This window comes from Anaerolineaceae bacterium oral taxon 439, assembly GCA_001717545.1.
Taxonomy (GTDB): Bacteria; Chloroflexota; Anaerolineae; order Anaerolineales; family Anaerolineaceae; genus Flexilinea.
Genome location: CP017039.1, coordinates 1,016,128 through 1,038,101 on the forward strand (window position 1 = coordinate 1,016,128; position 21,974 = coordinate 1,038,101).

Below are 21,974 nucleotides of genomic sequence, written 5' to 3' on the forward strand. Positions count from 1 at the left end.
GCGGGTTCCCGGCGCAGAAGAATTTTCCGGGGCGGTTCGGATATTAATCCGAGCTGGCACTATTGGATGATTTATTTGCTGCCGGGGATACTGATTTATATCTTTTTCATGGCATGGCCGTTGATCGATTCGATTCGGGTTTCGTTTTATCAGACGAACGATGGGATCCGCCAATTCGTGGGTTTTTCGAACTATATAACGCTTTTTACCGATCCGATCCTGAAGGAGAGGTTCTGGGGCGCGTTCAGGCATACCTGGATCTTTTTCGCGATTCATATGTGCGTCCAGAACGTTCTGGGAATGTTATTTGCGACGATCCTGACGAACAAGACGATGCGCGGGGTTCGAGGGTATCAGACTATCCTGTTCCTGCCGGTTACGTTGTCGATTCTGGTTACCGGCTATCTTTGGAAGCTGCTGCTGAACCCGGTTTGGACCGGCTCAGTTTTTGAAAAAATGGGGCTCGGATTTCTTTCTCAACCGTATCTGGGGATGGAAAATATTGCGCTTCCGGTTATTTCGCTGGTCAGCTGCTGGCAGTGGGTCGGAATTCCGACGATGATGTTCTTCGCCGCGCTTCAAGGCATATCCGAGGAGGTTATTGAGGCCGCTTCGCTCGAAGGGTGCAGCGGGTGGCAGATGTTCCGGTTTATTCAGCTGCCGCTGATCATGCCGATTGTCGGGATTATCGCGATCCTGACGTTCGTTAATAACTTTAACGCTTTTGACGTCATTTACGCGATGGAGGGCCCGAACGGTCCGCCGAATTATTCAACCGATATTATTGGTACTTTCTTCTATCGTTTAGGGATTGCTGGCGAACATCCGGTCGCGATCCCGAATCCGGGGTTGGGCGCGACGCTGGCGACGGTTATTTTTATTATGCTGACGATTTTCGTCGTTCCGACGTTGATCAAGACGCAAAGGGAGGCATGACCCATATGAAAATCTTTAAATCACAACGTGTGCAGAACATGCATATTCCGTCGCATATTGTATTGGTCGTCTGGTCTTTTATCGTTCTGTTCCCGATTTATATCATGATCATTAATTCGTTCAAAACGAAATTTTCGATCTATGATAATCCTTTCGGGCTGCCGGAGAAATGGAATCTCAAGAATTATCAATACGTTTTCACGAACAGCGACTTCATGGGTTATTTTATGAACTCTATTCTGGTCGTTGTCATTTCGCTGGCGTTAACGCTGGCGCTCGGCGCGTTCGCGGCTTACGCCCTGGCGAATTGGAAAGGGAAGGCTTCGAATCTGGTCTTCTTCTTTATCGTCGCCGGTATGATGCTGCCGATCCGGATCGCCTCGATCCGGCTGATCCAGATTGTGAAAGCGCTTGGCCTGCTGAATACGATCTGGGGCCTGATCCCGATTTATGTCGCGATGGGGTTTCCGGTTTCGGTCTTTATCATGACGGCGTTTATCCGGTCGGTCCCGGGAGAATTGACGGAATCGGCGTTTATCGACGGGGCCGGAAGGCTGAAGATCTTCTTTGTCATTATTATGCCGCTGCTGAAACCGGCGATGGCGACGGTCGCGATTTATAATCTTGTCCCGTTTTGGAACGATCTTTGGTTCCCGCTGTTATTTATCACGGATGAGAAATCGAAGACGTTGTTGCTCGGCGTGACGCGTCTTTTCGGACAGTATCAAACGGATTGGAGCCGCGTCCTGGCGGTTCTGACGCTTTCAGCGCTGCCGGTCATCATTCTTTATTTGCTGATGTCGTCCCAGTTTATCAAAGGTCTGACCGCGGGAGCGATTAAGGGGTAAGTCAGGAGACAAGCCGCGAGGCGTTGCCATCATTCCAAAGGTTTTGTCGGATCGGAACCGGCTGCCTCATGGGGCCGGTTTGTCTTATTTCGTTGGAGGGTCGTGAGAGAATGCCGCGCGGGATTTAAAACGCGATTCGGCCATACCGTTCGTGCACTGAAAAAAAGCGGCGTACGGATTTCAACGGCGGTTTTTTGGTAAAATACCCAGATAAATCGGTTGTCTTTCAGCGGAAATTCAGCTGACCCCATTCCGAGATACTGTAAAGGTATAAACATGGCAGAAAAAGTGATCATTACGAAGGAGATGTTCGAGCAGTTCGCTCAGGTCGGCGAGGTCGAATTGACGCCCGCGGAGGCCGAATCGATGATTGCGAAGATGAACGCGCAGATAAAGGTCATCGATCAGTTAAGCGCGATCCCGCTGGACGTTGACATGCCCGCGGTCGTGCATGGGAATCCATATCCGCAGGAGATTCGGATCCCGCTTCGGGAAGACGTATGGACGCCGTTTGAAAACGTTGACGGAATTTTAGCGGAAGCGCCGCGAACGCAGGACGGTTATATTGTCGCGCCGGACGTTCCGCATCAGAAATTGAGCTGACTTATGACAGATTTAACTCATTTAACCGCCCTTGAACAGGCAAAATTGATTCGGGACCGCAAGATCAGCGCCGTCGAGCTTCTGGACGCGACGCTCGCGCAGGTCAGGAAGGTTGACGGCCGCCGGGGACAGGTCGGCGCGACGGAGACGGCCGAGGACCTGGAAAAGGTTCATGCGTTTATCCTGCTGACCGAGCGGGAGGCGCGCGAGAAGGCCTCGGAGGTTGACCGGCGGATCGCCGCCGGCGAAGCGGTCGGTCCGCTGGCGGGCGTTCCGTATTCGGCGAAGGACGTATTCTGTACGAAGGGAATCCAGACGACGGCCGCGGCGAAAATCCTGGACGGATGGAAGCCGCCGTATAATTCGACCGTGATCGAGAAGATGGATCAGGCTGACGCGGTCCTGTTCGGTAAGGTCAACTTAGACGAGTTTACGTTCGGCGGATCGAACGAAACGACGGCGTTTAAACCGACGGTCCGGAATCCATGGGACTTCACGCGCGTTCCCGGCGGTTCGTCGGGCGGATCGGCGGCGGCGGTTGCCGCGGACGAAGGGGCGATTTCCCTCGGGACGGATACCGGCGGCTCGATCCGCGAGCCCGCGGCGTTTACCGGCACGGTCGGATTGAAGCCGACGTATGGACGCGTATCGCGCTATGGCGTTATTCCGTTCGCTTCCTCGATGGACACAATCGGGCCATTGGCGAGGTCGGTTGCTGACGCGGCGATCGTCCTGCGCGAGATTTCCGGCGCGGATCCGAAAGACGGTGTGACCGGTCGGGTTGCGATCGACGATTATTTAGCTGAAATGGTCAAAGGGGTCAAGGGAATGCGGATCGGGATTTCTCCCGATTATCTTGAAATTACGCATATCGACGCAAACGGCGAGTACGCCGGGGCGCCGATTGATTCGGACGTCCTTTCCACGTTCAATCAGGCGGTTGAAATATTCCGCGCGCTTGGGGCTGAAATTATTGAGGACGTGCCGATGAAGAATACGAAGTATTCGGTTCCGGCGTATTTCGCGATCAGCCGGATCGAAGCGTATTCGAATCTCCAGCGCTACGACGGCCTTCGCTTCGGCGTCCCGACGAAAAGAAGCGTTGCAGATATGTACGATTTGTACTATAAGACGCGCGGCGAAGGGTTCGGGTACCAGACGAAATTGCGTCTCCTGACAGGAATTTTTATCTCTCAGGAGAAATTTTACGAGAAATATTATCGCAGGGCGCAACAGGCCCGCGGCCTGCTGCGCGCCGATTTTGATCATGCGTTTGATCCGGACGGAAAGTATCGCCTGGATGTGCTGCTGACGCCGTCGACGCCGTCGCCGGCGTTTGAGTTCGGCGGCGCGACCGCGAAGGATTCGCTGCTGATGCAGTTCGCCGATCAGTTTACCTCGCCGATGAATTTCGCCGGGACGCCGGGGATCAGCTTCCCCGCCGGCCTGTCGAAGGAAGGGCTGCCGATCGGGCTTCAGGCGGCTGGTTACGATTATTGCGAATCGAAGATTCTCCGCGCGGCGTACGCGTTTGAGCGGGCGACTGCTGATGAAGAATGGCGATCGGTAAAGCCGATGGCCTTACGATAGGAGTGCGAATGGCGACTGAATACGAAGTAACGATCGGACTCGAGACGCATATCCAGCTGAATACGGTCACGAAAGCGTTTTGCGGTTGTAAAGCGGATAGTTGGAACGACGCTCCGAATACGAATATCTGCCCGACCTGCGCCGGGCTTCCCGGATCGCTTCCGGCGACGAATCAGGCGATGGTTGAAAAGGGGCTGCGCCTCTGTCTGGCGATGAATTCCGAGGTGAACCTGACGTCTCTGTTTGATCGGAAGAATTATATGTACGCTGACCTTCCTTCGGGATATCAGGTTACGCAGGATACGCGGCCGATTGGCGTCGGCGGTTATCTTGACTTCAATATGGACGACGGGCGGGAAATTCGCGTTCATATTCATAACCTGCATATGGAAGAGGACGCGGGAAAGACGAAGAACGAGGGCGGCGTTCGCCTGATCGATATGAATCGCTGCGGCGTGCCGCTGATCGAGATGGTGACGATGCCGGATCTGCATTCGGCGGACGAGGCGGCGACGTACCTGATGAAGCTGCGGCAGCTGCTGCGCTGGATCGGGGTTTCCGAAGCCAATATGGAGCGCGCCCATTTACGCTGCGACGCGAACGTATCGATCGCGCCGAAGGGGTCGAAGGAATTGGGGAAGCGCTGCGAAATTAAGAATATCAACTCGATCGAAGCGGTCCGGTCCGCGATCACGAACGAGGTCCAGCGGCAGATCCGGGAAGTTGAGGCCGGAAATAAGATCGAGCAGTGGACGATTGAATGGGATAACGACGCGCAGGTGCTGCGGAAGATGCGTTCCAAGGAAACCGCGGCGGACTATCGTTACTTCCATGAACCGAACCTGATGCCGGTTGTTATTTCGCCTGAGTTTTACGAAGAGGTCAGGAAAAGTATGCCCGAGCTTCCGCGCGCGAAACGGGCTCGCTTCATGGACGAGCTGGGGTTGCCGGCGTACGATGCGTCGATTCTGACCGCGGATCGCGAGACGTCCGAATTCTTCGAAACGGCGTGCGGGCTGTATGGCGGCGATACGAAGCGCGTCTCGAATTGGATGATGAACGAAGTGCTGCGCGTCGTTAACGAAAAGGGCGTTTCGCTGGCCGAGCTTCCGATTCGCGCTGAGGATCTCGTCGAGATTATCAAGCTCGTGGACGCGAAGACGATCAATACTTCAACCGGAAAATCGCTCGTCGATAAGGTTCTCGAAACCGGGAAAAAACCGGGCGATATCGTCAGGGAACTGGGCCTGGGGCTGGTCAGCGACGAAGGCGCGATCCGGGAGGTCTGCCGGAAGATTGTAGACGGGAACCCGAAGGAAGTCGCGGCTTATCGCGGCGGGAAAGAGACGCTGATTGGTTGGTTCGTGGGTCAGGTGATGAAGGAGATGCGCGGGAAGGCCGATCCGGAAATGGCGAAGGCGATTCTGTCGGAGCTGCTCCGGGGATAGTTTCCTCTCTATAAAAGTGTGATGCCGCCTTGTTCCGAATTGAATAAGGCGGCTTTGTTCAGGGGGTAAAATTCATGTATATCCACACGTTTGGCCGACAGGATCGTCCGGCGATTCTGTTGCTTCATCCGATGGGGCTTCCGGGCGAGACGTTATTCGGTATCTTCCGGGAATTTGTGCCTGACGATTATTTCGTAATTTTTCCCGATCAGGGCGGACACGGAAAATCCGGCGGTTATGAGTCGGTCGAAGCGGAAGCCACGGTGCTGACGGATTGGCTCCTGGAAACGGGGCATTCGCAGATTCAGCTTGTTTTCGGCGCTTCGATGGGCGCGGCGTTGGCGTACGAGCTGCTGAAGCGGGATGAGATTCGGTTTGAGAGAGTGTGGCTGGAGGGGGCGTCGCTGCTGAATGGGGCGAAAGTGATGCGGCGTTTTCTGCTGGGTTTTTATTTTATGGCGCTTTGGATAGCCCGACGGAACCGAAGGGCGGTCGTTCGATTCATCAGCAAAGTGTATCCTGAAAAAATCGCGGAAATACTGGTTGAAAATTGCCTCAAAATTGACGCGGAAAGCGCGAAACGGATTTTTGCCGCATGTTCGGATTACCGGCTGGAGCCGATGCCGATCGGGCTGCAGCGGCGCGTGCATATTGAGCTGGATACGACGGAGCGCACACAGCTGAAAGCGATCCGGAGATATTTCCCGAACGTGGATTTTACCCGGCATCCGCACTGCCGGCACTGTGAAAATATGGCGCAGGATCCTGAACGCTATATCCGGCGGATGCTGGAATGGATGACGCGAGGGTGAGTTTGAGGTATGCGCCGTCGAAGATGGGAATCGTATCACGCGGTTGGTATAATTAGGTGACGAGCTTGAAGGGAGTCGGCTGCGGATGAAAAAAAGGCGATTGGGGATTTTCCTGTTTTATGACGCAGATGGAGTCGTTGACGATTACGTGACCTTCCTTCTGGCCGACTTACGGCGAGTTTTAACCGAGCTGATTGTCATTGTGAACGGCGTTGTTCAGGACGAAGGCCGGGAGCGTCTTTCCCGCTTCGCCGACACGTTCGTAGTCCGCGAGAACCGCGGATTTGACGCGGGGGCATGGAAAGAAGGCATCGTCGCGATCTGCGGCGAGGCGAAGCTCCGGACGTTCGATGAGGTCGTATTGGCGAACGATTCGTTTTTTGGTCCGTTTATTCCGTTTCAAACAATTTTCGAACGTATGGAAGAGCGAAAGCTCGATTTCTGGGGCCTGAGCGTTCATGGGGAGGCTCCGGGAGTACGCAGTCCTTATGGCTACCGGCCCCGCTACCTGCAGACGTATTTCCTGGCCTTCGGTGAAAAAACGATTCAAAGCGGGGAGTTCTTTCGTTATTGGGAGCGATTCCCTGAGATTATCGACCCGAGAGATTTAAGCGATCGGTTTTGCGCGGTGCTGACGAGATATTTTGAAGATCTGGGGTATCGCTGGGGCGCGTTTTCGGATACGGCTGACCTGGAGAGCCCGGATCGGAGAAAAAACTTCGATCCGCATTCGTTCGCGCTTTACGAACTCCTTTCGAAACGGAATTATCCAGTCCTGAAACGGCGTTCGTTTATGATCCCGCGCAGGCTGGGGCTGCGTTATAACGATGGCTTCGATTTCCAGAGGTCGCTGGCGTTTATTCAGGAAACGTATGACTATGACCTCAAACTCGTTTATGATCATCTGCTGCGGAAATATGACGCGGCGGATTTGAAGGAGATTTTGAACCTGAATTTCGTTCTCCCGGGACGTGGGAAAATCGCGGCGGCGGCCCCGTCCGGGAAAAAAGTCTGCGTCATTGCGCATTTATATTATGCAGATTTGATCGAGGATTGCGCCGCGTATCTTCGGAACGTTCCGGCCTGGATCGATCTCGTGATTACGACGGATTCGGAAGACAAAGCGGAGAAAATACGCCCGGCTGTCCGCGCTGACGCTGTTATTCGGGTTGTTCCGGCGCGCGGGCGGGAGCTGTCCGCACTGCTGGTTGGCTGCGCCGGCTGGATCACGCGCTATGATGTGATCTGCTTCATTCATGATAAAAAAAGCTCACAGAAAGAGTTCAGCTCAGTTGGAAAAGCCTTTGCCGATTCGATCTGGGATGCGACGCTGCATAGTTCTGATTATATTGAGAATGTCCTGACCACGTTTGATCAGAACCCGCGGTTAGGATTGTTAGCTCCGCCGCCGCCGTTTTGGGGAACGTATTTCTGGTCGAGCGTGGACTATTGGACGATCTGCTATGATCAGGTCGCTGCGCTTGGAAAGCGGCTCGGACTTGAAGCGAAGATCGACCGGCGGAAGCGGCTGATCGCGATCGGGTCGGTTTTCTGGGCCCGGCGCGAAGCGTTGGCGCCGATCCTGGAAGCCGGCTTTACGCTCGAAGATTTTCCGCCTGAGCCGCTTCCGAACGACGGAACGTTTCTTCACGCGATCGAGCGTATTTTCCAATTTATCGCCGCGTCTCAGCGTTATTTATCGGGCTGGGTGATGTCGGACGCATATGCGCGCGTCCTGATATCCGATTATCAGACGATGTTTGACGAGACGAAAAGCGTGCTGAAAGAATATGAGGAGGTCCGCACGAGTACGTTTGATGATTTCCTTTCCTCTATTCAAAAAATCCCGCTGCCCGTTCGGTTGGTCCGGAAGCTGAAGGATCGCGTTCGGCAGATGTGCCCGGAAGGCGCGGTTAAGTTATACCGAAGGTTCAGGTTTAATCGTGGCTGAGCTTTATTCGGAAGACGATCTTTTCAGTCTGCCTCTGACGGAGGAGGAGCTGGCGCTGGTATCGATCGTTCGCGATTATGACGAACGGGATTGGAATCGGATCGTTCGCGAACGGAAAAGCGCTTTTCTTGCAGCGGAGCTTTTTTCCGAACGCCGCAACGCTGTCTCCTGGTTCGAGCTGGGTGGGGATAGCCGGGTTCTGGAAATCGGTTCTGGCTATGGAGCGCTGACTGGCGCGCTCGCCGATCGTGCAGGGGCTGTCGTCAGTTATGAAGCATCAGAGGTCCGCAGCGCAATTAATCGCTTCCGTCAGCGGCGGCGTAAGAACGTAACGATCTGTAATAGTGATTTTAAAGATATTATTGCTCTTGCGTCCGTCCGAAAATTTGATGTGATTACGCTGATGGGCGAAGAGGTAGACCTTTCCCGGCTCGCGGAGTACGCCGCCCTGCTTCAGGAGAAGGGGCGCGTGATTCTCGCGCTGCCGAATCGGTACGGGTTGAAATATTGGGCGGGATGCTCCTATGCTGATAAAAATCGGAATCTGAGCTATTTCCCGTTTGCTTCAGCGTCTTCAGATCTGCCGTCTTTTGGGGTTACGCGAAAGGAGGTTCTGCGTGCTGCGAACGCCGCGGGGCTTGCCCATGCGAAGTTGTATTATCCCTATCCGGATCATCAATTCGTGCGCGCCATTTATTCGGACGATTTCCTGCCGGACCGCGGCGCGCTGACGCTGAACTCGTTTTCATGGTCGGGCGAACGCATGCGCCTTTTTGAAGAATCGCCGGCGTATGAGCGGTTGTTGGCCGATGGCGCGTATCCTTTTTTTGCGAACGCCTTTTTCGTCGTGCTTGAACGAGCGGAGATTGATTCATCAGGAGACATGATGATCCATGTTCGGTTCTCGAGTTCAAGGGCCTCTCGGTTTCAGGTTCGAACCGAGATCCGGCTTGGAAGCGACGGACGTCGAATCGTCCGGAAACTTCCGATGTTCCCGGAGGGTAGTGCGCATATTGAAAACGCCTGCAAAAATGGGTCGTCCCTATGCGAGAGATTTGAGAAGGTGGGCGTAAACGTGGTATCCGGAGCCTGGAAGGACGGTTTCGCGGAGATCCCCTATCTCTCCGGCATGTCGCTTGGGGATCGATTGGCGGAGCTGGCGCTGTCCGCCGACTGGGCGGGATTTAACGGCGCGTTCTCAGCCTATTGTGAAAAAGTTCGCGGCATGGCGACGGGCCCGTTTCAGCCGACGAATCGTTTCCGGGAGATTTTCGGCGTCGCGGCGGTTCCGGCTGGGCTTTCAGCCTGTGATCAGGTCGATATTGATTTCATTCCGCAGAATATCCTGATTGTGGATCATTCATGGCAGGTCGCCGATATGGAATGGACCTTCGATTTTCCGGTCCCGGTCGAGTTTATTTTGTATCGTGCGGTTTTCTATTTTGAGCTCGATTACCCAGACGTGGCGCGAGAAATAACCGCGGCAGGGATCGATTTATTGCGTCTTGCCGGCGTGGAGAAGCTGACACAGCTGTTTGCGGCGATGGAATACTGGTTCCAGAATGAATATGTCGGAATTCGCGATCAGAATTTTACGACGCTGCAGTTCGCTGATATCCTCGTCCCGAGCCGGGAGCGGCTCGGCTTCCTGAAACGCTGCCGGCGCTTTATCGGCGTTGCGCGGGATCGTATCCGCGGGTAGCTCCGCGCCGGGGTTACTCCGTCTCCAGCGCTTCCGCGTACCAGATCAGGTAGTCGCGCAGGTGCGTTTTCCAATACTCCTCGTCATGCTTGCCCTCGTTGAGGATAAACGTATGCGGAATTTTCAACGTTTGCAGCTGGTTCGCAAAGACCGCCTCCTCTTCAACATAGAAATCCTCATTCCCGATATCGATTCGGATTTTCAGCGTAGGCAGGTCGCGGCTATCCTCAAAGATCCGGATCAGGCTGGACGTTGAATAATAGGCGGTCAGCAGGCTATGCTGTCCCAGGACGCCGAACAGATCGTAATTTTTCAGCGCGATCAGCTGCGACCAGAAGGCGCCGCGGCTGATCCCGCCAATCGCGCGCGCCGATCGAGCCTGAATAACCGGGAAATTCCGTTCGACGAACGGGATCAGGTTTTCGATCAGGCGGCGTTCGAAGTCCGACTTCTCGACGTCCTGGAGATAGTTCTCCTCCTGCGGCATGATAACAATGATCGGCTGGATTCGCTCGCTCAGGATCAGCTCATCGAGCGTTTCGCGGACGCCGAGGCGCGTCCAGAGCGTCACGTCCTGACTTTGGCCATGCAGCAGGTAGAGAGACGGATAACTCTGGTTTGGCTCGAAGTTCGGCGGCAGGTAGATACTCAGGATCATCGGCTCGTCGAACATCAGGATCTTTCCCGCCGTCTCGCTTTGTCCCTGCGCCCTGGCGTCCAGCCCCAAAAACGCGAAGCAAAGGACCAGCAGGCAGATTCGTCGTTTCATCATAGCAAAAATTATAGTTGATTCCTGGACAGAAACAATCCGCGTCACGAATTCATAACAGTCGGACGGGAACGTTAAATTTTCCGAAGATTGCGGTTCCCAAGCGGTCAGCGCGCCTCCTCCCGGCTTTCCAGGCATTCCGTCAATGGGAGAATCTCGCTCAGGAGACCGCTCCGTTCCGCGGAAGTCATCGGGACCGGACGCGCGAACTCGGTCAGCATCGTCGTCTGAATTTCGGTTTGCAGCAGGCGCCCGTCGTAAAAAATATGGCGGTCGAGAAGCTCCTGCCGCGTTCCGACGATCGGGGTATCCATCTGATCAAAAAACAGGTTCCCTAAGCCGTAATGCACGATTCGATCTGACGCGACTCCGTATGATTGGGCGAAGTGGCTCTGCGAACCGCTGACGACGGTGGCGCCGGCCTCAGAGATCCGGTTAAAATCGCGTTTCTGGTAGTCGCCCGGTTTTCGCGAATACGCTTCCCCATACTGAAGCGTTACGATGACGATTTTTCCCGCTTCGGCGTAGCGCCGGACGTCGGCTTCCAGCTGGTCGAAATCGCAGCGATGGACCCCGGGTAGCGTCCCGGTCACGAAAACATGTTCCGGACCGGCGCTGTTGCAGCCGAGGAATACGAATCCGTTGCCGTTATGCCGAAGGGTGTACGGCCTGGCGGCCGCTTCGATCGTCCGTCCCGCCCCATAGTAGGGAGCCCCTTCGCGTTCGAAGAGCTCGAACGTTTCGAGGAGCGGCGGCCAGTCATAATCGCGGAGATGATTCCCTGTCAGCTCGATCAGGTTAACGCCCAGGCTTTCGAATAAGCGCCAATCTTCGTACGGCGTGCAGAATTGCATCGTTCGGCTCCGGATCGGCTCCGGACATTTCGTCCAGAATGAAGATTCGTTGGAGATATGCCGGATATCCGCGCTTTCAAATATTTCTTTGACCGCGCTTCCCGCCCAGGCCGCGCCGTGCTGCGCCATGGCGTACGACGTATTCCGCGTCAGCGCGGTCGTTCCGGTAATCAGGACACGGCTGACCAGCAAAGGATCAAAGCTTTTCTCCGCGAATGGTCCATCCGTCGGCGCTTTCCGATTCAGCGGATCGGCCGTGGGATCGTACGCTGCGTCCCAGGGCGCGGGGGAAGCGCCCACACGGATCCGTTTCAGCTCGGGCGTCAGCTCGACCGCGGGAATCAGCGCGCAGCCTCGATTCCCGCCGCGAATTTTCCCGACCGGATCGACAGCGGTGAAGATTGCGCTGGGGTCGGGCGGGCCGAAAGCATCGCTGAATAGCGCGATCGCCTCGGGGCGCAGCGTCAGATGCGCGATTTCTTCAGTTTCAGCGAGCCCCTTTCGCCAGAGCGCCCTGAGCGCGTCGAAAGACAGCTCGTCGGCGACGGTCGCAAACGGGCAGGCGACGACGAACGGAACGTCGACGGTTTTAGACGCCGTCTCGGCGAGGGCATGATCGCTGACCAAAAGAAGAACGCAGACGATAAGGATACAGCGACGGAGAAAAGGGTTCATGACCCGATTATACGCGATCCCGATCGGCGGCGCCTGGAACGGCGAGGAAAAGGCCGCGCGGGGCGGGCATCAGAGGCGAATTAATCTTAAATCCCCTTCATTTTTTCGTTGTACAGCTTGAAGTCGCAGATCGGATCTCCCCGCCCGATCGTCTGCGTTCGGCCCCAGCGGACGCCGGGAATATTTCCATACGCGACGTCGTCGCTTTCGCAGAAGATTTCCGTCAGCTCCGGCATTCTGTATTTCTGGAAAACATCGGCATAGAGGCAGCGCCGGCAGTCCCAGACCAGCGCGGCGGGATCGTCCCGGGTCCAAACGAAATCCCAGCCGGCTTCGCCGTATTTTGTCCGCAACCCTATTTTGACCATCCGGCGCATCAGCGGAAAAAAGAACGGGATCTTTCCGATAACCTGGAACAGGCTGGCCGCCGATTTCGCCGCGTTCAGGACGGATTCGCGGATTTGTTCTTTGCTGTCTCCGTTGTCGGCGCCATGGCTGGTTAATACATCGTGGAACGCGATCGCGGGTAAAATCGCTTTCACCAGGTGATACGCTATCATCTTATTCCCCAAGTCGTTTTCCGATAAAAGCTGATCGAAACGACCGATAACTTCTGCCTGGAGCGCCTCGTCCTTTAATTTCTGATAAGCGTTGGCGATATAACTGTTTTTCATGTGTTTCAACGCGTCGTTTTTCACGATGTTTTTTCTCCTCTCTTCGCGAAATCAGCGGTTCCTGAATCTTGCCGGGATCAACTGAGCCGCGGCGGTCAACTGATTTCCACCTGCGCTTTCATTCCCGCGAAAAAAGGCGGGCAACCCGTTCCCGCGGCATGTCCCGGGGGACGATTTGAAATTTTGCAATCCGCAGGATCCGTTCCCACGTGTCCGGTTGTTTCATCGCAGTCTCCGTTTACGGTTTGCTGAACGATATCCCATTGGCAAATTATAGTTCGCTGTGGCTGATTGCGCCAATGATTCCAGCGAGATTGACGGTTCGCGGTCCAGTGCGGTTATACTTAGCTAATGTAGATAAAGTTGGTACGCAGGTACCGGAAAGAGGCAGGGAATGTCTAATTTTTTTATTCGATTCATCATGAAAAACGCGCGGAAGCCTGAAGGTTTTTTCGGTCGGGTTTTCGCGAAGTCAATGGGGAATGGCCATGACCCGATGGCGAAATGGGCTCTGGGAAGCTTTCGCTTTAACGATGGCGACCGGTTGCTGGATGTCGGCTGCGGCGGGGGGAGGAATATCCAGCATTTATTTGAACTGTATCCCGGGAGCGCGGTTGACGGCGTCGATTATTCGCCGGAAAGCGTCCGCGTCAGTCGGAAGCTGCACGCCGCCCGGCTGGGCGATCAGTGCCGGATTGAAGAGGGGAACGTGATGGCGCTGCCGTTTGCGGACGCGACGTATGGCGGTGTAATGGGCTGCGAAACGATTTATTTCTGGCCGGACCTGGTCGGCGGGTTGAAAGAGATCTGGCGCGTCCTGAAACCGGGCGGACGGATTATTCTGATGAACGAGGTTAACGACCCGAAGGCCGCGAAGATCTGGATGGAAAACTGTCCGGAAATGAGGGTTTATACGGAGGAGGATCAGGTTGACGCGCTGAAACAGGCTGGTTTCATGGATGTCGAAGGGAAGACGAAGGACGCATGGTCGGTCGTCAGCGGCGTAAAGGGACCGCGGTAACTTCGAAGCGGTTATCGCTGAAATAAAGCCGTCTTCTGATCGAATTGGTGCGAGTGCCTCCGGTAATCTGGCGTCTTTCGCGCCGTTTTTCGGAATGGCGGTTTTTCGTTTCTGCGGCCCCGGTATTTGCGGCTTGATGAAACCGTTTCGCGGCGTTTCAGGAAGTATTTCGTAATTCCGAGCTTCGGACTCCTGAATCCTCGGGGGCTTCTTGCAATCCTGAAAGAAACGTCATTCAAAACGGCGAAAACCCAGTTTTTTCTTTGCTTTTATCGCGTTTCTGCGTATAATAATTCTTACCTGTATAAACGCAGCCGCACGGCGGACCGGCCGCCGTGCGCCGTTTCAGCGGTATCGCATAGGAGATTTCATGAGTAAAAAATGGCTCTTCCCGGAGGATCGCTTTTTTGACCCGGACCCGACGCAAAAGAAAAATGCGCTTGAAATTTACGCGCGCGTCCGCGATTTGCCGATCGTCAGTCCGCATGGGCATGTCGATCCCGCGCTTTTTACCGAAACGGGCACTGGCTTCGGCGATCCGGCGGAAGCGTTAATTATCCCGGATCATTACGTTTTCCGGGTCTTTTATTCGCAGGGGATGCAGCTCGAGGATTTCGGGATCCGGCTCCGTCCCGGCGTTCCGGGTCGGAGCGAATCGGATCACCGCCTCGTCTGGCGGCGGTTCTGCGAAAAGTTTTACCTGCTGCGCGGGACGGCGTCGTTTAACTGGTTCAGTTATGAGTTCAAGGTCGTTTTCGGGATCGACGAAATCCCCGATTCGGACAACGCCGACCGGCTTTATGACGAATTGTCGGAGAAGCTGGCTTCGCCCGAATTTCGCCCGCGCGCGCTGATGGACCGGCTGAATATCGAGACGCTTTGTACGACGGACGGCGCGGCTGATTCCTTATCGGCTCATGACGAAATTCGCCGGAGCGGCTGGGAGACGCGGGTCCGCCCGACGTTTCGTCCGGATAGTATGGTCGCGCTTCGTTCGCCGGAATTTCCTTCGGAGATCGCCCGTTTATCCGAAGCCTCCGGCGTGAAGATCCGCACGTTTGACGGCTATCTCGAGGCGCTGCGGAAGCGGCGTGCGTTTTTTAAATCGATGGGGGCGGTTTCCGCCGACCATGGCGTTTTCGCGACCGATACGGACCGGCTCCCGAAAGCGGAGATGGATAAGATATTCCGCCGGGCGCTGTTGGGCGACGTTAACGTTTCGAAGGAACGGGATTTCATGGCGCATATGCTCTGCGAGTTTGCGGCGATGAGCTGTGAGGATGGGTTTGTCATGCAGCTTCATCCGGGCGTCCTTCGCAACCATAATCAGTTTATTTACGATCGGTTTGGCGCGGATAAGGGCTGCGATATCCCGGTCGAAACCGAATTCACGAAGCATCTTCTCCCGCTCCTGAACGAATTCGGCAACCATCCGGATTTCAGGCTCGTCCTCTTTACGATCGACGAGTCGACGTATTCGCGCGAGTTAGCGCCGCTCGCGGGTCATTATCCCGCGCTCCGACTGGGGCCGCCGTGGTGGTTCAACGACAGCTGGAACGGGATGACCCGATTTTTCGATTCGGTCGTCGAGACGGCGGGACTGTATAACCTGAGCGGGTTTATCGACGATACGCGCGCGTTTCCCTCGATCCCGGCGCGGCATGACGTTTTCCGGCGCGTTCTGGCGAACTGGCTGGCGAAAATGGTTTGCCGCAGCTTTATTGATCTGGACGACGCGCATGAGTTGGCGAAGCTTCTCAGCTATGATCAGCCGAAAGCGATTTATGGGCTCTGACGCAGGATTCAGATATGGACGGCGGAAAGGAGCTGTTTAGCATGGAAGCCGGCGGGAAGGTATTCGGATTCGGAACGACGGATCCGGCGGGACTTCTCGGCGAGGAGGAGCTCCGGCGGATTTTTTCCGAGATCATGGCGGCGTATCCGGTCGACGGGAAGCGGATTCTCGTCCTGATTCCGGATCATACGCGGACGATGCCGTTGCCGGTTTTTTATCAGCTTTTCTATGAGCTGGTCTGCGAAAAAGCGGCGCGGTTGGACTTCCTGATCGCGCTGGGGACGCATCAGCCGATGAGCGAGGATGCGATCGCGAAGGTCCTCGGCGTCACGGTGGATGAGCTGCATGGGAAGTACGCGAGGATGCGCGTTTTGAATCATGAATGGGCCCGTCCGGAGACGTTCGTCGAAATCGGGACAATCGCGAAGGAGGAGCTGATCCCGTTGACGCATGGGACGATCGATCGCGACGTTAAGATCGAGGTCAACAGGCTGGCCATGGAGTACGATCGCGTGATCGTTCTGGGGCCGGTTTTCCCGCATGAGGTCATGGGGTATTCGGGAGGAACGAAGTATTTCTTCCCGGGGATCAGCGGCGCGGACCTGACGAATGCGACGCATTGGGTGGCGGCGATGCAGACCTGTTTCGCGACGATCGGGAAGCCGGACACGCCGCAGCGGCGGCTGATCGAGCGGGCGGTCGAGAGGATCCCGACGGAAAGGGTGTATCTTTGCACGGTGAACCGGAAGGAGGGTGTCTACGGATTTTTCGGCGGCGCCCCGCTTCCGTCCTGGCGCGCGGCGGTTGAGCTTTCGAAGCAGGTCAACGTCGTCTATAAGCCGCGGCGTTACCGGCTGGTCGTCGCCTGCATGCCGCTCCTGTACGACGAGCTTTGGACGGCTGGAAAGGGTATGTATAAGCTGGAGCCGGTCGTCGAAGACGGCGGCGAGCTGATCATCTATGGCGATCATATCCGGGATGTGTCGCTGACGCATGACGCTTATCTGAACCGGATCGGATATCACTGCCGCGATTATTTCCTGTCGGACTGGGAGCGCTGGAAGGACGAACCCTGGGGCGTCATCGCGCATTCGACGCACGTAACCGGATTGGGGGCGATTGAAAACGGGGTTGAGAAAAAACGGATCCGGGTTACGCTGGCGACGTCGATCCCGAAAGAACGCTGCGAATCGTTATCGCTCGGGTACCGCGATCCGGCGACGATCGACGTCGAATCGCTGATGGGCCGCGAGGACGAAGGGATCCTGGTCGTTCCGTACGCGGGCGAAACGCTTTTCCGGCTCGAAAGCGAACGGGGCGATTTTTAGCGGACGGAACGAAGGCGGAAATAAGAGTAAGAGAAAAGGGAGAAACGGGAATGATTCCAAGCTTTGAGATTCAGGGAAAGGTCGTTGTTGTGACGGGCGGCGGCGGCGTGATCTGCGGCGGGCAGGCGAAAATGTGCGGCGAGCTGGGGGCGAAGGTCGCGGTTCTCGACCTGTTTCAGGAAGCGGCGGACCGGGTCGCGGCGGAAATTAATGAAAACGGCGGGGAAGCGATCGGGGTTGCCTGCAACGTGCTGGAAAAGAGCGACGTCGAAGCGGCCTGCGCCAGCGTTCTTGAAAAATGGGGGCGGGTCGACGTCCTGATCAACGGCGCGGGCGGAAATAAACCGGCGGCGACGACGAACGCGGAGCGAAATTTTTTCGACCTGCCCGCCGACGCGCTGCAATGGGTATTGAATTTGAACCTGCTGGGGACGATTCTTCCGAGCCAAGTCTTCGGCAAGGCGATGGCGGAGAGCGGCGAAGGGACGATCCTGAATCTTTCGAGCATGAATGCGTTCCGGCCGCTGACGCGGATCCCGGCGTATTCGGCGGCGAAAGCGGCGATCAATAATTTTACCCAGTGGCTGGCGGTCGATATCGCGATGAATTTCTCGCCGAAGATCCGGGTTAACGCGATCGCGCCCGGGTTCTTCGTCGGGAACCAGAATCGCGACCTTCTTTACGTCCCGGGAACGACGGAGCTGACCCCGCGCGGGCGGCAGATCGTTTCGCATACGCCGATGGGCCGGTTCGGCGAATTTGAGGAGCTGCTCGGAGCGACGCTTTACCTGATCTCGCCGGCGTCGAATTTCGTGACCGGCGTCGTTCTTCCGATCGACGGCGGATTCTCTTCGTATACCGGGGTGTAAATAAGGAAGTACCGGTATAGAGGTACGGCCGGATCAGGCGCGGCCCCGGGATCCAGGAGCGGAACGTCGTCAGCGATGACGATCCGGCGGCCGGGAGAAGTTTTTGGCCTGACCGTATGATGGACTGTGAAATGGAGACGCTGATGAACCCATCCGATTCGATGGATCCCGAGACCGGGCTCCCCGTGGATCTTTCCTGTTTTGAGGTTGACCTCCCGTCTTTCCTGAAGGAATCGATCGAGGCGATGAAAGAAGGTCAGGCGAAGCTCGCAAGAGGCGAGAAATATTTTGATTGGGACTGCGACTTCTGCGACCTGCAATCCAGTATTAACGTCGCGGAGGTCGAGCAGATCATCAGCCCCGAACAAGCCTGGTACCTCAGGGAGAAGTATTTGGGCCTCCGGAGAGAATAGCTGATGACACACGTTGATTTTACGAACCTGGAGCAGAGGAAAAAGACCTATGCCGGCGCGAACGGCAACAAGATTTCCGTCATTTACATGGGCGAATTGTACATGCTGAAATTCCCCGCCAACGCTAAGCAAAACAGGGACATGAGCTATACAAACAGTTGCTTTTCGGAATATCTTGGCTGCCAAATCTATGATCGTATCGGCGTTCCCGTACAGAAAACGATTCTCGGAACGTACGTCGTTAGAGGCGAGGAAAAGATCGTCGTAGCCTGCAAGGACTTTACGGAGCCAGGCGTAACGCTTCAGGATTTTGCGTCCCTGAAAAACCGGATGATCGATTCGGTGCGGCAGGGATACGGAACGGAGCTTCCCGACATTTTGCAAACGATTGAGGAACAGCAATTAATCGAGCAGGTTAGCCTGATGGAGCGGTTCTGGGATATGTTTATCGTCGACGCCCTGATCGGAAATTGGGATCGCCATAACGGAAATTGGGGATTTCTGTATGATGCCCGGATTGACGAGATGACGCTCGCTCCGGTTTTTGACTGCGGAAGCTGCCTGAATCCGCAGGCTGATGAGACGATCATGACGGAAGTTCTCACGGTTCAGGCGCAGCTCAACAAGCGCATTTACGACATGCCGGTATCGGCTATTCGTTTGAATGGGAAGAAAATCCGTTATTTCGACTTTATCTCCTCGCTGCAATATGACGGCTGCAATGAGGCGCTGAAGCGTATTCACCCGCGAATCGACATGGTAGGGATCAGCGAAATTATTGACCAGACGCCGTTTATCAGCGATTTACAAAAGCGTTTTTATAAGACGATCCTGGCGGAAAGGAAGGCCCGGATTCTCGATTTTTCTCTCAAGCGCTTGAGGAGCCGGGAAAATGCGGCTCCGGAAGGACAGAACGACGACAACGAAGCAAGGTAGCTTGAACTTCTATCGCGTTGGACGCCCTGGCGAGGGGGATATAAATACGATTCTTTTATGATACGAGGTTATTCCATGATACAGCTGCGTGAAAAATATAAATATGGTTTGGTGATTCCGACGAGCATGGGCGTTCGTATGACGCCGCTCGACCGTCAGCCGGTGCATACGTCGAATCTGTACATGATGCATTCGACGAGCGCGGAATCGAACGTTGGGAATATCGCCGCCACATTGGGCGAGAACGTGAAGCTGCTGACGGCGTTCGTGAAGGACAGCCCGATCGCCGAGTTCATCAAGGGCGAGCTTCGGCGGCGCAATCTTTCGTACGAGGGACCGGAGGTCGATCCGGGCGGCCCCTGGGGCTACCGGCACCAGTTTAATATCGCCGACAGCGGCTATGGGCTGCGCGGGCCGCGGGTCCTGAACGACCGCGCCGGCGAAGTCGGGCGGACGCTGGATATCCGCGATTTTGATACGGAGCGGATTTTCGGAAGAGAGGGCGCTGCGATTGTGCATCTGTCAGGGCTGATCGCGGCACTGTCGCCGGAAACGGGTCAATTCTGTCTGGCGGCTGCGCGCTGTGCGGCGGCGAACGGGACGCTGATTTCGTTTGACTTGAATTATCGCGCCTCGTTCTGGGAGGGGCGATCCGAGGAGCTCCGCGCCGTGTTTCAGGAAATCGCGTCGCTCGCCGATATCCTGATCGGGAACGAGGAGGATTTCCAGTTGGCGCTGGGGATCCAGGGCCCGGAAGCGGGCGGAAAAGAAATCGGCGACAAGATCGAGGGGTTTAAAGAGATGATCACGCGGGTCCGCGCCGCCTATCCGCGGGCGCGGGTTTTCGCGAATACGCTGCGCGAGGTCGTCAGCGCGAACGAGCATCTCTGGGGCGCGCTGCTGCATGTAGAGGACGAGTGGTTTACGGTTGAACCGCGGCCGATTCCGGTCCTGGATCGAATCGGCGGCGGCGACGGATTCGTCGGCGGTCTGCTGTACGGCGTTCTTCAGGGCTGGGAGCCGGAAAAATGGGTCCAGTTCGGTTGGGCGACCGGGGCGATGGCGACGAGCTGCCTGACCGATTATGCGCAGCCGCTCGACGAGGATCAGGTTTGGGCGATTTATCAGGGAAACGCGCGCGTCAGGCGATAAAGGCGACCGAAAGGCGTAAAAGCAGAGAAGGGAAAATGACGGCAATGATGAAAAAGTCGGATATCGGATTAATTGGGCTGGCGGTCATGGGGGAAAACCTCGTGATCAACATGGAGAGCAAGGGCTTTACCGTTTCGGTTTATAACCGGACGACGGAGAAGGTCACGAAATTTATCGAAGGCCGCGCGAAAGGGAAACAAATCCGGGGCGCATATTCGCTGGAGGAACTGGTTTATCAGCTGGAGCGCCCGCGACGCGTGATGATGATGGTCAAGGCGGGAGCGGCGGTCGACGATTTTATTGAAAAGTTGATTCCGCTTCTTGAACCTGGGGATATCCTGATCGACGGGGGCAACGCGCATTTCCCGGACACCGAACGGCGGACGAAATACGTCGAATCGAAGGGTCTTCTCTACGTTGGAACGGGCGTTTCGGGCGGCGAGGAGGGCGCGCTGCATGGTCCATCGATGATGCCCGGCGGGTCGCCGGCGGCCTGGCCGTTCGTGAAACCGATTTTCCAGGGGATCTGCGCCAAGGTTGAGAATGGCGCGCCGTGCTGCGACTGGGTCGGGAGCGGGGGCGCGGGGCATTTCGTCAAAATGGTCCACAATGGGATCGAGTACGGCGATATGGAGCTGATTTCAGAAGTGTATCAGGTCATGCGCGACGTGCTGAAGATGACGAACGGCGAAATGGCCGAGGTTTTCGCGGCTTGGAACAGGACGGAGCTGGATAGCTACCTGATCGAGATTACGAGTAAGATTCTCGGCTATCAGAACGAAGCGGGCGAGGAGGTGATCGATGTTATCCTTGACGCCGCGGGTCAGAAGGGCACGGGAAAATGGACGGCGATTTCGGCGCTGGACGAAGGAATTTCGCTGACCCTGATTACCGAGGCGGTTTTCGCCCGCTGCCTGAGCGCGGTTAAAGAGGAACGGGTCGCCGCGGCCGCCGCTCTGGCGGGCCCGGCGGCCGGTTTCGACGGCGATCGAGCCGCGATGATCGAGGATTTACGGAGCGCGCTTTTCGCGTCCAAGATCGTTTCGTACGCGCAGGGGTACGCGCTGATGCGCGCCGCCGCCGAGAGGTACGGCTGGGACCTGAAATTCGGCGATATCGCGCTGATGTGGCGGGGCGGCTGCATTATTCGATCGGTTTTCTTAGCGGATATCAAGCGCGCGTTTGACGCGCGGCCGGGGCTGCGGAACCTGATGCTGGACGATTATTTCAGGGCTGCGCTCGAAAAGGCGCAGTCCGGCTGGCGGCGGGCGGTCGCGGCGGCGGTCATGAACGGGATCCCTGCGCCGGCGATGTCGGCGGCGCTGTCATATTACGACGGGTACCGCTGCGCCGGGCTCCCGGCGAACCTGATCCAGGCGCAGCGCGATTATTTCGGCGCGCATTCGTACGAACGGATCGACCGTCCGCGCGGCGAATTTTTCCATACGAACTGGACCGGCGAGGGCGGGACGACGTCCGCGTCGACGTACGTTGTCTGATTGAACCGGCGGAGGAAGCCGGAGAGGAAAAAACGTCGGGGCGGGTTTTGGTAAACTGAACCCGCCCCGGCTTTGCTCAGGGCCGCTTTTGGGGGAGCG

The 21,974-nt window shown here is 56.2% G+C and carries 21 protein-coding genes; 17 read left to right on the forward strand and 4 right to left on the reverse strand.

What is annotated here, in order from left to right:
• The first annotated feature begins 66 nt into the window (after positions 1–66).
• Complete coding sequence (locus tag BEQ56_04555; protein AOH44405.1) at positions 67–936, forward strand: ABC transporter permease; 870 nt, start codon at positions 67–69, stop codon at positions 934–936.
• Between the two features lie 5 nt (positions 937–941).
• On the forward strand, positions 942–1,784 hold the full coding sequence (locus BEQ56_04560) for an ABC transporter permease (GenBank protein AOH44406.1): 843 nt from the start codon (positions 942–944) through the stop codon (positions 1,782–1,784).
• Positions 1,785–1,813: 29 nt separating this feature from the next.
• On the opposite strand, the gene BEQ56_04565 is transcribed toward BEQ56_04560, so the two are convergent.
• Entirely contained in the window at positions 1,814–2,062 is a 249-nt protein-coding gene (locus tag BEQ56_04565; protein AOH42811.1) for a hypothetical protein, read from the reverse strand.
• Between BEQ56_04565 and BEQ56_04570 the strand changes: the two genes are divergently transcribed.
• The 6 genes from BEQ56_04570 to BEQ56_04595 all read left to right on the forward strand — a co-directional run bounded on the left by BEQ56_04570 (position 2,061) and on the right by BEQ56_04595 (position 9,890).
• Positions 2,061–2,387: a hypothetical protein gene (locus tag BEQ56_04570; GenBank protein ID AOH42812.1), complete on the forward strand. Its 327-nt coding sequence runs from the start codon at positions 2,061–2,063 to the stop codon at positions 2,385–2,387. The two genes, BEQ56_04565 and BEQ56_04570, sit on opposite strands and share 2 nt — an antisense overlap.
• A 3-nt stretch (positions 2,388–2,390) precedes the next feature.
• Positions 2,391–3,977, forward strand: a complete 1,587-nt coding sequence (locus BEQ56_04575) for a glutaminyl-tRNA synthase (glutamine-hydrolyzing) subunit A (GenBank protein AOH42813.1) — start codon at positions 2,391–2,393, stop codon at positions 3,975–3,977.
• A gap of 8 nt (positions 3,978–3,985) precedes the next feature.
• Entirely contained in the window at positions 3,986–5,425 is a 1,440-nt protein-coding gene (locus BEQ56_04580) for a glutaminyl-tRNA synthase (glutamine-hydrolyzing) subunit B (protein ID AOH42814.1), read from the forward strand.
• Between the two features lie 74 nt (positions 5,426–5,499).
• Positions 5,500–6,237: a hypothetical protein gene (locus BEQ56_04585; GenBank protein AOH42815.1), complete on the forward strand. Its 738-nt coding sequence runs from the start codon at positions 5,500–5,502 to the stop codon at positions 6,235–6,237.
• Between the two features lie 85 nt (positions 6,238–6,322).
• Positions 6,323–8,188 carry a hypothetical protein gene (locus BEQ56_04590; protein ID AOH42816.1) on the forward strand — a complete coding sequence of 622 codons (1,866 nt, stop codon included), beginning with the start codon at positions 6,323–6,325 and terminating at the stop codon, positions 8,186–8,188.
• Positions 8,181–9,890: a hypothetical protein gene (locus BEQ56_04595; GenBank protein ID AOH42817.1), complete on the forward strand. Its 1,710-nt coding sequence runs from the start codon at positions 8,181–8,183 to the stop codon at positions 9,888–9,890. Before BEQ56_04590 ends, BEQ56_04595 begins: the two co-directional genes overlap by 8 nt.
• 13 nt (positions 9,891–9,903) lie before the next feature.
• Here the strand turns inward: BEQ56_04595 and BEQ56_04600 are convergent, their stop codons facing one another.
• From BEQ56_04600 to BEQ56_04610, 3 genes are all read right to left on the reverse strand, one after another.
• Positions 9,904–10,797, reverse strand: a complete 894-nt coding sequence (locus BEQ56_04600) for a hypothetical protein (GenBank protein AOH42818.1) — start codon at positions 10,795–10,797, stop codon at positions 9,904–9,906.
• On the reverse strand, positions 10,767–12,188 hold the full coding sequence (locus BEQ56_04605) for a hypothetical protein (protein AOH42819.1): 1,422 nt from the start codon (positions 12,186–12,188) through the stop codon (positions 10,767–10,769). Before BEQ56_04605 ends, BEQ56_04600 begins: the two co-directional genes overlap by 31 nt.
• Positions 12,189–12,274: 86 nt before the next feature.
• On the reverse strand, positions 12,275–12,862 hold the full coding sequence (locus tag BEQ56_04610) for a hypothetical protein (GenBank protein AOH42820.1): 588 nt from the start codon (positions 12,860–12,862) through the stop codon (positions 12,275–12,277).
• 394 nt (positions 12,863–13,256) lie between these two features.
• Here BEQ56_04610 and BEQ56_04615 point away from each other — a divergent pair, with 394 nt between their 5' ends.
• From BEQ56_04615 to BEQ56_04655, 9 genes are all read left to right on the forward strand, one after another.
• The gene (locus BEQ56_04615) at positions 13,257–13,883 is read left to right on the forward strand and encodes a hypothetical protein (protein AOH42821.1); all 627 of its coding nucleotides are present in this window, start codon (positions 13,257–13,259) and stop codon (positions 13,881–13,883) included.
• A 126-nt stretch (positions 13,884–14,009) separates the two neighbouring features.
• Complete coding sequence (locus tag BEQ56_04620; GenBank protein ID AOH42822.1) at positions 14,010–14,261, forward strand: hypothetical protein; 252 nt, start codon at positions 14,010–14,012, stop codon at positions 14,259–14,261.
• Positions 14,254–15,678 (forward strand): glucuronate isomerase, encoded by a 1,425-nt coding sequence (locus BEQ56_04625; GenBank protein AOH42823.1) that lies wholly within the window; start codon positions 14,254–14,256, stop codon positions 15,676–15,678. Before BEQ56_04620 ends, BEQ56_04625 begins: the two co-directional genes overlap by 8 nt.
• A 41-nt stretch (positions 15,679–15,719) precedes the next feature.
• Positions 15,720–17,006, forward strand: coding sequence for a hypothetical protein (locus BEQ56_04630; protein AOH44407.1), 1,287 nt, complete (start codon positions 15,720–15,722; stop codon positions 17,004–17,006).
• A 50-nt stretch (positions 17,007–17,056) separates the two neighbouring features.
• A complete protein-coding gene (locus BEQ56_04635) occupies positions 17,057–17,875 on the forward strand; it encodes a D-mannonate oxidoreductase (GenBank protein AOH42824.1) in 819 nt (272 codons plus the stop codon).
• A gap of 143 nt (positions 17,876–18,018) precedes the next feature.
• Positions 18,019–18,288, forward strand: coding sequence for a hypothetical protein (locus BEQ56_04640; protein AOH44408.1), 270 nt, complete (start codon positions 18,019–18,021; stop codon positions 18,286–18,288).
• A gap of 3 nt (positions 18,289–18,291) precedes the next feature.
• On the forward strand, positions 18,292–19,224 hold the full coding sequence (locus BEQ56_04645) for a protein kinase (GenBank protein ID AOH42825.1): 933 nt from the start codon (positions 18,292–18,294) through the stop codon (positions 19,222–19,224).
• A gap of 75 nt (positions 19,225–19,299) precedes the next feature.
• The gene (locus BEQ56_04650; GenBank protein AOH42826.1) at positions 19,300–20,376 is read left to right on the forward strand and encodes a 2-keto-3-deoxygluconate kinase; all 1,077 of its coding nucleotides are present in this window, start codon (positions 19,300–19,302) and stop codon (positions 20,374–20,376) included.
• 44 nt (positions 20,377–20,420) lie between these two features.
• Entirely contained in the window at positions 20,421–21,875 is a 1,455-nt protein-coding gene (locus tag BEQ56_04655) for a phosphogluconate dehydrogenase (NADP(+)-dependent, decarboxylating) (protein ID AOH44409.1), read from the forward strand.
• Positions 21,876–21,974: the final 99 nt, after the last annotated feature.